This is a genomic window from Caldimonas hydrothermalis (assembly GCF_056746695.1).
This window is the reverse complement of record NZ_JBWQXA010000003.1, coordinates 128,762-137,738: the sequence shown is the minus strand read 5'-3', so window position 1 is coordinate 137,738 and position 8,977 is coordinate 128,762. Positions and strand designations below refer to the sequence as shown.

18 protein-coding genes and 1 pseudogene are annotated in these 8,977 nt (G+C 66.2%); 14 read left to right on the top strand and 5 right to left on the bottom strand.

All coding sequences use genetic code 11. From position 1 onward, the window contains the following. Positions 1 to 91 precede the first annotated feature (91 nt). Positions 92 to 223: a hypothetical protein gene (locus tag AC1ECW_RS05760; RefSeq protein ID WP_481201394.1), complete on the bottom strand. Its 132-nt coding sequence runs from the start codon at positions 221 to 223 to the stop codon at positions 92 to 94. After that, complete coding sequence (locus tag AC1ECW_RS05755) at positions 220 to 534, bottom strand: hypothetical protein (protein ID WP_481201393.1); 315 nt, start codon at positions 532 to 534, stop codon at positions 220 to 222. The genes AC1ECW_RS05760 and AC1ECW_RS05755 overlap by 4 nt, the downstream gene beginning before the upstream one ends. Positions 535 to 560: 26 nt before the next feature. Between AC1ECW_RS05755 and AC1ECW_RS05750 the strand changes: the two genes are divergently transcribed. Both AC1ECW_RS05750 and AC1ECW_RS05745 read left to right on the top strand, forming a co-directional pair. After that, a complete protein-coding gene (locus AC1ECW_RS05750; RefSeq protein ID WP_481201392.1) occupies positions 561 to 704 on the top strand; it encodes a hypothetical protein in 144 nt (47 codons plus the stop codon). A 51-nt stretch (positions 705 to 755) separates the two neighbouring features. Next, positions 756 to 1,004, top strand: a complete 249-nt coding sequence (locus tag AC1ECW_RS05745) for a hypothetical protein (protein ID WP_062196471.1) — start codon at positions 756 to 758, stop codon at positions 1,002 to 1,004. A 173-nt stretch (positions 1,005 to 1,177) separates the two neighbouring features. Here AC1ECW_RS05745 and AC1ECW_RS05740 read toward each other — a convergent pair whose 3' ends face one another. Beyond that, positions 1,178 to 1,489: a helix-turn-helix domain-containing protein gene (locus tag AC1ECW_RS05740; protein ID WP_481201391.1), complete on the bottom strand. Its 312-nt coding sequence runs from the start codon at positions 1,487 to 1,489 to the stop codon at positions 1,178 to 1,180. Between the two features lie 269 nt (positions 1,490 to 1,758). Here AC1ECW_RS05740 and AC1ECW_RS05735 point away from each other — a divergent pair, with 269 nt between their 5' ends. After that, positions 1,759 to 2,298: a S24 family peptidase gene (locus tag AC1ECW_RS05735; protein WP_481201390.1), complete on the top strand. Its 540-nt coding sequence runs from the start codon at positions 1,759 to 1,761 to the stop codon at positions 2,296 to 2,298. A 140-nt stretch (positions 2,299 to 2,438) separates the two neighbouring features. Here AC1ECW_RS05735 and AC1ECW_RS05730 read toward each other — a convergent pair whose 3' ends face one another. Further along, positions 2,439 to 2,723: a YdaS family helix-turn-helix protein gene (locus AC1ECW_RS05730; protein WP_481201389.1), complete on the bottom strand. Its 285-nt coding sequence runs from the start codon at positions 2,721 to 2,723 to the stop codon at positions 2,439 to 2,441. Between the two features lie 15 nt (positions 2,724 to 2,738). Between AC1ECW_RS05730 and AC1ECW_RS05725 the strand changes: the two are divergent. The 6 genes and pseudogenes from AC1ECW_RS05725 to AC1ECW_RS05700 all read left to right on the top strand — a co-directional run. Next, positions 2,739 to 2,960, top strand: a pseudogene (locus AC1ECW_RS05725) (helix-turn-helix domain-containing protein); the annotation flags it as partial. A gap of 144 nt (positions 2,961 to 3,104) precedes the next feature. After that, complete coding sequence (locus AC1ECW_RS05720; protein ID WP_481201491.1) at positions 3,105 to 3,341, top strand: hypothetical protein; 237 nt, start codon at positions 3,105 to 3,107, stop codon at positions 3,339 to 3,341. 138 nt (positions 3,342 to 3,479) lie between these two features. Further along, entirely contained in the window at positions 3,480 to 3,686 is a 207-nt protein-coding gene (locus AC1ECW_RS05715) for a hypothetical protein (protein WP_481201388.1), read from the top strand. Continuing rightward, positions 3,683 to 4,093 carry a hypothetical protein gene (locus AC1ECW_RS05710; RefSeq protein ID WP_481201387.1) on the top strand — a complete coding sequence of 137 codons (411 nt, stop codon included), beginning with the start codon at positions 3,683 to 3,685 and terminating at the stop codon, positions 4,091 to 4,093. The genes AC1ECW_RS05715 and AC1ECW_RS05710 overlap by 4 nt, the downstream gene beginning before the upstream one ends. A 202-nt stretch (positions 4,094 to 4,295) precedes the next feature. Continuing rightward, on the top strand, positions 4,296 to 4,595 hold the full coding sequence (locus AC1ECW_RS05705) for a BrnT family toxin (protein WP_481201386.1): 300 nt from the start codon (positions 4,296 to 4,298) through the stop codon (positions 4,593 to 4,595). Further along, a complete protein-coding gene (locus AC1ECW_RS05700; RefSeq protein WP_481201385.1) occupies positions 4,592 to 4,927 on the top strand; it encodes a CopG family antitoxin in 336 nt (111 codons plus the stop codon). Before AC1ECW_RS05705 ends, AC1ECW_RS05700 begins: the two co-directional genes overlap by 4 nt. Positions 4,928 to 5,022: 95 nt before the next feature. Here AC1ECW_RS05700 and AC1ECW_RS05695 read toward each other — a convergent pair whose 3' ends face one another. After that, on the bottom strand, positions 5,023 to 5,907 hold the full coding sequence (locus AC1ECW_RS05695; RefSeq protein ID WP_481201384.1) for an LAPAL motif-containing putative phage structural protein: 885 nt from the start codon (positions 5,905 to 5,907) through the stop codon (positions 5,023 to 5,025). Positions 5,908 to 6,055: 148 nt separating this feature from the next. On the opposite strand from AC1ECW_RS05695, the gene AC1ECW_RS05690 reads away from it, so the two are divergent. From AC1ECW_RS05690 to recT, 5 genes are read left to right on the top strand one after another with little or no spacing between them, the layout of a single operon-like run. Then, positions 6,056 to 6,424, top strand: coding sequence for a hypothetical protein (locus AC1ECW_RS05690; protein ID WP_481201383.1), 369 nt, complete (start codon positions 6,056 to 6,058; stop codon positions 6,422 to 6,424). A gap of 3 nt (positions 6,425 to 6,427) precedes the next feature. Next, complete coding sequence (locus tag AC1ECW_RS05685; RefSeq protein ID WP_062196455.1) at positions 6,428 to 6,703, top strand: hypothetical protein; 276 nt, start codon at positions 6,428 to 6,430, stop codon at positions 6,701 to 6,703. Next, positions 6,687 to 7,676: a YqaJ viral recombinase family nuclease gene (locus tag AC1ECW_RS05680; RefSeq protein ID WP_481201382.1), complete on the top strand. Its 990-nt coding sequence runs from the start codon at positions 6,687 to 6,689 to the stop codon at positions 7,674 to 7,676. The genes AC1ECW_RS05685 and AC1ECW_RS05680 overlap by 17 nt, the downstream gene beginning before the upstream one ends. A 2-nt stretch (positions 7,677 to 7,678) precedes the next feature. Beyond that, on the top strand, positions 7,679 to 8,029 hold the full coding sequence (locus AC1ECW_RS05675) for a hypothetical protein (RefSeq protein WP_062196449.1): 351 nt from the start codon (positions 7,679 to 7,681) through the stop codon (positions 8,027 to 8,029). Between the two features lie 2 nt (positions 8,030 to 8,031). Next, positions 8,032 to 8,928 carry a recombination protein RecT gene (gene recT, locus AC1ECW_RS05670; RefSeq protein WP_481201381.1) on the top strand — a complete coding sequence of 299 codons (897 nt, stop codon included), beginning with the start codon at positions 8,032 to 8,034 and terminating at the stop codon, positions 8,926 to 8,928. Positions 8,929 to 8,977 lie beyond the last annotated feature (49 nt).

Below are 8,977 nucleotides of genomic sequence, written 5' to 3'. Positions count from 1 at the left end.
GTCTGATCCGCGTTCAGCGTCATCGATTGGCCCGGCGTCTCCAGCGCGAAGCGGCGGAGTGCTGCCCGGCAGCGGTTCGTATCCAAACACGTCACCACCCCGCAAACGCAACGAAGAGCGCAACGCCGGCCAACAGCAGCGGCACGATGATGGCCGCCAACGTCATGCCCAGCACGATGCGCACCAGGCGCTTCCAATAGTCCACGGGCGCTCGAGGCTTCATGCCCCCTCCTCCCAGATCAAGCGGCGCGCCGTGTCTTCATCGGCCATGGCCGCTCGCGCAATCGTCACCATGGCCTCGTACTTGCTGCGATCCACGCACACGCGCGAGGCCTCGACCACCTTGAAGCCAAGGTGGTAGATCAGCGCCAGCGCGTCCTCGAGCTTCTCGTTCTTGATGCGACTCACCGTGGACTCGCTCACTCCCAGCACGTGCGCCAAGTTGCGCTGCGTGCCAGGGTCTTGCATGGCCTGCAAGACCGCGGAATAGGCCTTGCGTGACCTTTCGATGGGGGTGGCCGACAGTTCACCCATGACCGCCCCCCGCCACATCACGAGCGATGCACCACCACGACGACATCCACGCCTGGGCGCGGCGCAAGCTGGCCCAGGTGGTGCGCCAGTGCACCCTGCGCGCGGCCGAGCAGTTCGACGCCTGGGCCCGGCGGCTGCGCGCCCGCGCCGAGCAGGTCGGGCGCTCCTGACCCTTGCACAATGGGTGTTCCACCAACCACCTGCTCAGGAAAGGAGCGCCCATGAACGAGTTCGGCGAAGTCATCGTCGCGTGCGAAATCATCACGACCTCCGACGGCCGCCATCAGGGCGTTTTGGCGATCTATCGCAAGATTGCGCCGGCGGACCACCCTTGCCCGTATGGGGCGATCGTGTACTACGAGACGCTGGCAATCCGGGACACGCGGGACTACCCAGACCTCGAAACACTGCGATACGGGCCGCATTCGCTGATGCTTGCCGAGTTAGTCCAAAGGTGGCATCGAGCGTAGCCAGCGCCAGCGGGAAGTCCGCGTTGTGCAACGCCTCCGGGTTGTTGCGCAGCAGGTACTCCAGGGCGAAGTGCGCCGCGCGCGCCGTCTCCACAGGAACCGGGCGGCATTGGCCCGCCGGGCACACATCAAGCGCATCCACGGTGGCGCACTCCTGCGGCGGCGGCCTCATCTCAGGCCTCCTGGTGCGCGGGGGTGGCCTGGGCCATGTCCACAGGACCGGCCACGTCGATGCACGGCCGGCCATGCGGGTGCGGCCAGGCGGGGTCAGGCACCCGGTGCCAGCGGATGTCTGGGCGCAGGTCCTCGCAGGTGACCAGCGCTTGCACTGCACGCTCGATGCTCGGGCACCGGTGCTCGGGGATCTGGCGGCCGTTGAGCCAGTTCCAGACTTCCTGCTGCCGCGCGCCGATGCGGCGAGCGAGTTGACTCTGCCCGCCGGCCGCCGCGATGGCGCGCTGGAGGTTTAGTCTGATGGTGTTCATGGCCTGGCATTACACCATTTGGTGTCAAAACAGTCAACACCGGACGGTTAACACCTTGTGGTGTAGTTGAAGCTATGAGCAATGCCGCGACTCGCCGTCGAAACCTGCGGTCCCTCAGGCTCGACCCGAAGACTCTTCAGCAGCGAGCCGGACGGACGTATTCGTACTGGCGCGACTTACTGGGAAACGAGAAGAAATCTTTTGGGGAAAAGGCCGCTCGCTCCATAGAAGAAGATCTTGGCTTGCCGCGGGGGTGGTTAGATCGGGAAGTGCCACCCGACCCGGAGAGTGCCTTCGCCATTGGCCGCGGCCCAGTCCGGCTGTCAGAGCCGCCGTCCACCCGACCGTCGCGCTCACGCGAAATCGAGCTCGACGGCAACCCGGACTACCCTGCTGTGCGGCGCGCCACCATCAAGGCCGGCGCCGGGATCACGGGCTTTGCCATCGACTATGAACACAGCGGCGCCGGCGACGGCGCGCCTATCGTCTTTCGGCGCGACTGGTACGAGCGGCACGGCTACCGGCCCGATCGCATGATCGCCATGCGGGTGCACGGCGCCAGCATGGAGCCGACGCTGTTCGACGGCGACCTCATCGTCGTCAACATGGACAGCACCACGCCGAAAGACGGCGTGGCCTTCCTCGTGCTCTACGAGGGCGAGCCGGTGGTCAAACGCCTGATGCGCGATGCGGGCGCGTGGTGGCTGGCCAGCGACAACCCGGATCAGCGCCGCTACCCGCGCAAGCTCTGCGACGACGCCACGCGCATCGTCGGCGAGGTCGTGTACCGGCAGAGCGAGCGGGTGTGAGCTTTAAAGAGGATCTGACCAAGTATGGCGTTACCGTGGATGTCGTCGATGACAACGACCCCGAGTTGCCGCGCAGCAGGCACAGCGCCAGCGCCGCCTCCTCTGGCGTCAGCGGCCGGACAGCGTGCGGCGGCTTCATCTCAGGCCTCCTGGTGGGTGGCGGTGGATTCGCGCAGCACGGGGGCGTCGGGATCCTTCAGCGCCTCAGGCCAGATGAGGTGCCAGTCGTGCGGGCGAAGGTCCCAGCACCGCACCTTCATCGCCGTCGTCCGCTCGATGGCTGGGACGTGCTGCGGCGGTATCGGGCGGCGCTTCTTAGGGTCCTCGCTCACCATCTGACTGATGAACGATGGAGGGACCGATAGAGCAGCAGCGAGGAGCGTCGCACGCCCCCGCTTCTCATCGCACCAGTCTTTGAGCTTCATGCTGTTAGTTTAGCAATGCAAAACGCTAGCAGCAAGCATTACTGTCGGCCCGAGAGTCAGAATTCAGCAATGCATATTGGCCACAAGCTCAAGCTACTCATGCGCGCGCGCGGCATCTCTCCTGCCGAGATGGCGAAGCATTGCGAGGTGTCGCGAGGAGCTGTATCCAACTGGTTCAGCTCGGGCCGCATCAGTAAGGACAATCTCGCGAGGGCGGCTGCACGGCTTGGCGTGACCGGTGATGAGATCGTCACGGGGTCGCTATTCGAGAGTCCTGGCGGCGATGAGGTAGAGCTCGAACTGCTAGATGGATCTCGCCTGATCATCACTCGCAAGGGCGTTGTGAGACCAAGAAGTCCACTGCCCGCTGCCAGTGGGCCCGTGGAGGTGGAAGACGCCGTGCAGGCCGTGGCCGAAGTGCTGATGCGCCTGGGCGATGCGCAGCGCATGTCCGCGGGGGCCGCACTGCAAGTCCTGGCGAGCACGCCCGACCAGTGGCGCACCGTGGCGGCGCTGCTGCGCAGCCTGGCGCAGCCACAGGCGCCTGCCGCCCGGGCATCGGGGGAATCATCCGCCTACCCAGGCCCCGCTCAAGCCGCCAGCGGCGGCAAGCGTTGAGCGGCCCGGCCCGAATTTACAGCTTTCCGAGCGATTTGTAACAGCCCTCCCCCATTGGGGGGCATCGAGGCGCGTTGTGCGCGCAGCGGTAGGTTAGCGCGCTGCTGCGCCAATGCGCCATGTAGTACGATGCCAAACATGAAGAAGATCAGCCACACGATCGAGCTCATGCCAGTGCGGCGCGAAGTTCTGTCGCCGGCTGACTTTGCTCGCCTTGCCGCAGAGCGTCCGCATGCGATCGCGCGTTCGCGCTTTATCGCCCCCAGGCCCGGCGACAAGGACTTCGGCCGGTTTGAGGTCGTCTACGACGTGCCGCAGCTGCGGCCCGCTGCCAATCCGGCATGAACGAAAGGCGCAACCACTCCGAGAGCGGAAAATCGGCGTTGCCGCTTTCGGAATCCACACTACAGCGTCTACTGTCGGTGCAGGAGCAGCGCATCGCGCTCGAACTGAAACAGACCGACATCGCACTGCGAGAACTCGATCACAACCAGAAGATCGCTGACAAGTCGATCGAGGCCCAGGCGGAAGACCGTAAGGACGAACGCCGCATGCGCGGCCGGATGCACACCCAGACACTGATGTTCGCCGGCGTCGTCACCGCGCTGGCGCTTGCCTTCGTGCTTGCTGCGCTGTGGATGGGCAAAGAGGCGATCGTGCTGGACGTTCTGAAGGTCGTCATGGGCTTCGTTGGAGGCTGGGGCGCATCCAACATCTGGCGACGCGGCAGGGGCAAGGCCGACGACGAATAGCAACACAGCGCACCATAGCGCTTCTCGCCCAATAGTGGGCTGTTGCGAGTGCCTCGGCATGACGCTCCAGGCCCTGGGCGTGCCGATGGGGGCGCTGGTGGTGTGAGGCCTTGGCGCGCCTCACTTCTGCTGCGCCTCGACAACAACCCCACACCTTCGCTGCGTATATACATATCTGCACGAAAGCGCCGATAATCCGGGGATGAAGAACCTGGTCATCTCACCGAAGGTGCTGGAAAAACTGCGTGACAAACACCATGTCGATCCCAAGGAAGTCGCGCAATGCTTCGAGAACAAGGACGGCCCCTTGCTGTTGGACGACCGGGAGGATCACAAGTCCAACCCGCCGACCCTATGGTTCCTGAGCGTCACCAACAAAGGCCGGCTGCTCAAGGTGGTGTATATACAGCGCGGCACCACCATACACCTGCGCACCTGCTACGCCCCCAACGAGCGGGAACTCGAAATTTATCAACGCGCCCGACAAAGGACTTCGTCATGAACAAGATTGCCAGCACCGATGCGGCGTGGGACGACCGCCAGCTTGGTGCCGACCCCGAGCATGCCCAAATCGCCAGCCGTGAGCACGAGCAAGCACTCGATGCAGCCCTGGGCATGCAAACGATCTCGATCCGCCTTCCCAAGCAAATGATCGAGGCTTACAAACTGATCGCCGCCCACCATGGCGTGGGTTATCAGCCGCTGATGCGCGACATCTTGCAACGGTTCATCCCCGAGGGCCTCAAGGAAGTGCTGGAGCACCATCAGGCCAAGGCCACGCAGGCGCAGCACCGCATCGAAGAACTGCGCGATCACCCCAAGAAGGCCGCCTGAGCGGCGCCCATTGCCCACCCGCGGCGCCTGGCTCACCCCGCCCGCCGCAGCGGGTTTTTGTTGCCCGAGCGCGAACCAGCGCACAGCCTGCGCCGTCAGTGCATCGGCAGCTCCAGCTGCGGCGTGCCCGCGCGGTGCTCCTGCACGCGCAGCAGCGTGTAGTCGGTGCGCAGGTTGCCATCGGGCATCAGCCGCTGGCTGATGCGCGTTTGGCCGATGAGGATGTCACCCTTGGCAAAGCGCACCAAGTTGCGGTCCACGCGCGAGAGGAAGTCCTGATCGGCCACATCGACGAAGGCGGTGACGTTGCCGTCCGACAGCCGCCACTTGTTGCCCTCTTTGAATGACAGGCTCACGATGGAAAACGCCATCGTGCGCTCATCCTCGTGCACCACGGTCTCGCCCGCGGGCGGCGGCACGAACCATGCCGCCTGCTCGCGGTAGATCACCATGCCGAGCCGCTCATCGGTGCCCAGCGCCACGGTGTCCACCCCCTCACCCTTGATGGGAGCCACCACCTGCCACAGGTGCTCGCGCACGCGCAGACTGCGCAGCAGCGCGATGGTGTGTTCCTCTACCTCCAGCGCGTCGCCGCCGTCGCACACCAGACGGCGCCTGCCTTCGGCGGCGGCCTCGACGCTGCGCGGCTGACGCCCGCGCAGCCACTGCAGCGCGCCGATGAGGCCGCCGATGGCCCCCAGCAGCGATTTGGTGTTGGCCACGGCGGTGGCACCTTCGCCGCTGAGCAGGCCGATGAGCTGCTGCATCAACTGCTGCGACACCGACAGATCGACGCCGAAGCTGCCGGTCTTGAAGCTGGCTTTGACTTGCACCTTCACCGAGACCTGCTCGCCCCACAGCGTGCGCGCGGCCTCCTCGGCCAAGTCGCCGAAGGCCAGCAGCGCCGGGGCCAGCAGCCGCACATCCATCGTGTGCGCTTGCAAGGCGGGGCCGTCATAAGTCAGGCGGGCAGCGGTCATGGCGCCATTGTAGGCGGCCCCAGCACGTGGACGCCGCCCGGCGAACCGTATCCCCCTGAAGGGGGTGCCAAAAAAAATAAAACCGTTTGGTGTTGACTGCTCAAACACCATTTGGTGTAATACCTCCATCACCTACCAGGAGACGGAGATGCCAGTCCTGAGATTCCCTGCGCTCGACGCTCACGAGCGCCGCATCGAGGCCGAGACCGCCGCCGTGCGGCGCTGGGCCCAGGAGCTCGAAATCGCCATGCTGGCCGGCATGACCGGCGGGGCGGGCGCAGTGCGGCTTCCCTATGTGCTGCGCGGCCTCACGCGGGGCCGCGATGTGATCGTCACGCAAAGCCTGGCCGAGGCCGTGCACGAGACGCTGGAGTACGACGACGTGCTCGGCCAGTTGCTGCACCTGCTGCAGCACAGCCCCTGCCCCGAGGTGGCCGCACTGCGCCGCGCGATTGCGGCGCGCTACGCCCGCACCTGGGCCGAAGAGCTGGCCGACCTCGACCTGCGGGAGGCCTGAGCGATGAAAGCACCCCGCACCGAACGGCATGCCGCCATCGAGGGCCTGCACACCTCTGAGGGCTTCGCGCGCATCGGCGCAGGCCGGCCGCTGCACGGCGACGGCTGGCCCACCGTGAAGCGCTACCCGCGCAGCCTGGACGAGATCGAGCCCGCGCGCCGCGCCACCTCGCGGCCCGTGTATGTCAGCCGGGCGCGGCGCTTCTTTGCGGCGCTGGCGGCCTTCCTGCTGGCGCCATCGCCTTTTGTCAAGGAGAACAGCCATGAACGCCGCCGCTGATCGCGCCGAGTGGCTCGCCGAGCGCCGATCTGGCATCGGCGGCAGCGACATCGCCGCCATCCTGGGCCTGTCGCCCTGGAAAACCGCCGTGGATGTGTGGCTGGAAAAGACCGGCCGGTCCACCGACGACACCATCGGCGATGCCGAGGCCGTGCGCTGGGGCGCACTGCTGGAGGATGTCGTCGCCAGGGAATACGCCGAGCGAACCGAGCACAACATCCAGCGCGTCAACCGCATCTTGCGCCACCCGGCGCACGAGTGGGCCATCGGCAACGTTGACCGCGCCGTCGTGATCGACGGCAGCCGCGTGCGCGTGGCCGACGACGGCGGCACGCTGCTGGGTGCGCAAGGGCTGCTGGAGGTCAAGACCGCTAGCGCCTACAAGGCCGGCGAGTGGGGCCGCGACGGTGATGAGGACGCGGTGCCGGTGCACTACCAGGCGCAGGTCATGTGGTACCTGGCCATCACCGGCCAGCGCTGGGCGGACGTGGCCGCCCTCATCGGTGGACAGCGCCTCGTCATCCGTCGCATCGAGCGCGACGACGAGACCGTCGCCGGGATGCTGGAGCGCGCCTACGACTTCTGGCACCACCACGTGATCAAGGGGCAGCCGCCGCAGCCCGCCAGTGCCCAAGACGTCGAGCGGCTGTTCCCGGCTGACAACGGCGAGGCGGTCGAGGCCGACGACGAGCTGCTCGCCGCCTACAGCGCGGCGCGTGCGGCCAAGAACGACATGGCCTACGCCGAAGCTCGCTACGAGGAGGCCGTCGAACGCATCAAGCTGGCCCTGGGCGAGCGATCCGCGCTCACGTTCAACGGCCAGCCGCTGGCGACCTGGAAGGCCACGAAGCCAGCGCGCCGCACCGACTGGAAAGCGCTGGTGCACCACCACTGGCCGGTGCCGCCAGCTGAGTTGGTGGAGCAATTCACCACCGAAACCCCCGGCAGCCGCCGGTTCCTTCTCAAGGAGTAGACATGGAAATCAAAGTTGACCAGGCGGTCGTGCAAGCCGCGATGCAGGAAGTTGCCACCAAGGCGATCGAGAAAGCCATCGGTGGCTACGAGATGCAGAGCGCGATCGCGCAGACGATCGCTGGCGCCGTCACCATCGAATCGATCGGCGCGGCGGTACGAGAGGGTCTGAGCAAGGTTGACACAGAGGCCCTGACGCAAGCCATCGCCAAGGAAATGCAACGGGCGGTAGTCAGAGGCGTCTCTGCCGTCGTCGAGCATGCTGTCGTCGATATCGTGGCCCGTATGCGCGGGCTTTACAGCGATTCCGACAAGGACCGGATCAGGCACGAAATCTTTCGGAAGGGAATTTGACCATGACCACCGCACTGAAGGCCGCCGTGACCGGCCAAACGCCAGCCGCCCGCAAGCCCGCAGGCGGCGACATTGCCGCACTGCTGACCGACCCAAAGATCAAGCAGCAGATGCAGCTTGCGCTGCCCCGGCATGTGACCGCAGAGCGCCTGGCGCGCGTGGCGCTGACCGAAGTGCGCAAAAACCCGGCGCTGGCGCGCTGCGACCAGACGAGCTTCCTTGGCGCGCTGATGACCTGCGCTCAGCTTGGTCTCGAGCCGGGCGGCCCGCTCGGGCACGCCTACCTGATCCCTTTCGAGAACCGCAAGGCGGGCCGCACCGAGGTGCAGTTCATCGTCGGCTACCGGGGCATGATCGACCTGGCGCGCCGCTCCGGCCAGATCGTCAGCATCGAGGCGCGCGCCGTGTACGAGGGCGACACCTTCGAGGTGACCCTGGGACTGGACAGCAACCTGCGCCACGTCCCCGACTTCGACAACCCGGCGCGTACCCAGCCTGAAAAGCTGCGGTTCGTCTACTCCGTCGCCAAGCTCAAGGACGGCGGCGTGCAATTCGAGGTGATGAGCCGCCGCGAGGTCGAGGCCGTGCGCGCGCAGTCCCGCGCGGGCAGCAGCGGCCCGTGGGTCACGCACTTCGAGCAGATGGCGCTCAAGACCGTGGTGCGGCGGCTGTTCAAGTGGCTGCCCATCAGCGTGGAGCTGGCCGCTGCCATCGAAGCCGACGAGCGCGCGGAGATGGGCCTGCCGCAAGCCAACGCCCTGGCGCCGATGACCGTGGACGCGGAGACGGGCGAAATCGTGCCCGAGCCGCAGCCGGTGAGGCAGGAGGAGGCCGGCGCACCAGACGACTGGTTCGCCGAATCCATGGCCGTGGCCGAGCGCAGCGGTGATGCGTCTTAATCCCCTCGCAATCGGGGTTGGTCTCGAAACACATGCGCCGCCCTGCGCG

Excerpts from the sequence above, each read along its gene's own strand:
- AC1ECW_RS05760 (WP_481201394.1), bottom strand. The coding sequence starts at position 223 with ATGAAGCCTCGAGCGCCCGTGGACTATTGGAAGCGCCTGGTGCGCATC.
- AC1ECW_RS05755 (WP_481201393.1), bottom strand. The coding sequence starts at position 534 with ATGGGTGAACTGTCGGCCACCCCCATCGAAAGGTCACGCAAGGCCTAT.
- AC1ECW_RS05750 (WP_481201392.1), top strand. The coding sequence starts at position 561 with ATGCACCACCACGACGACATCCACGCCTGGGCGCGGCGCAAGCTGGCC.
- AC1ECW_RS05745 (WP_062196471.1), top strand. The coding sequence starts at position 756 with ATGAACGAGTTCGGCGAAGTCATCGTCGCGTGCGAAATCATCACGACC.
- AC1ECW_RS05740 (WP_481201391.1), bottom strand. The coding sequence starts at position 1,489 with ATGAACACCATCAGACTAAACCTCCAGCGCGCCATCGCGGCGGCCGGC.
- AC1ECW_RS05730 (WP_481201389.1), bottom strand. The coding sequence starts at position 2,723 with ATGAAGCTCAAAGACTGGTGCGATGAGAAGCGGGGGCGTGCGACGCTC.
- AC1ECW_RS05715 (WP_481201388.1), top strand. The coding sequence starts at position 3,480 with ATGAAGAAGATCAGCCACACGATCGAGCTCATGCCAGTGCGGCGCGAA.
- AC1ECW_RS05710 (WP_481201387.1), top strand. The coding sequence starts at position 3,683 with ATGAACGAAAGGCGCAACCACTCCGAGAGCGGAAAATCGGCGTTGCCG.
- AC1ECW_RS05705 (WP_481201386.1), top strand. The coding sequence starts at position 4,296 with ATGAAGAACCTGGTCATCTCACCGAAGGTGCTGGAAAAACTGCGTGAC.
- AC1ECW_RS05700 (WP_481201385.1), top strand. The coding sequence starts at position 4,592 with ATGAACAAGATTGCCAGCACCGATGCGGCGTGGGACGACCGCCAGCTT.
- AC1ECW_RS05695 (WP_481201384.1), bottom strand. The coding sequence starts at position 5,907 with ATGACCGCTGCCCGCCTGACTTATGACGGCCCCGCCTTGCAAGCGCAC.
- AC1ECW_RS05690 (WP_481201383.1), top strand. The coding sequence starts at position 6,056 with ATGCCAGTCCTGAGATTCCCTGCGCTCGACGCTCACGAGCGCCGCATC.
- AC1ECW_RS05685 (WP_062196455.1), top strand. The coding sequence starts at position 6,428 with ATGAAAGCACCCCGCACCGAACGGCATGCCGCCATCGAGGGCCTGCAC.
- AC1ECW_RS05680 (WP_481201382.1), top strand. The coding sequence starts at position 6,687 with ATGAACGCCGCCGCTGATCGCGCCGAGTGGCTCGCCGAGCGCCGATCT.
- AC1ECW_RS05675 (WP_062196449.1), top strand. The coding sequence starts at position 7,679 with ATGGAAATCAAAGTTGACCAGGCGGTCGTGCAAGCCGCGATGCAGGAA.
- recT (WP_481201381.1), top strand. The coding sequence starts at position 8,032 with ATGACCACCGCACTGAAGGCCGCCGTGACCGGCCAAACGCCAGCCGCC.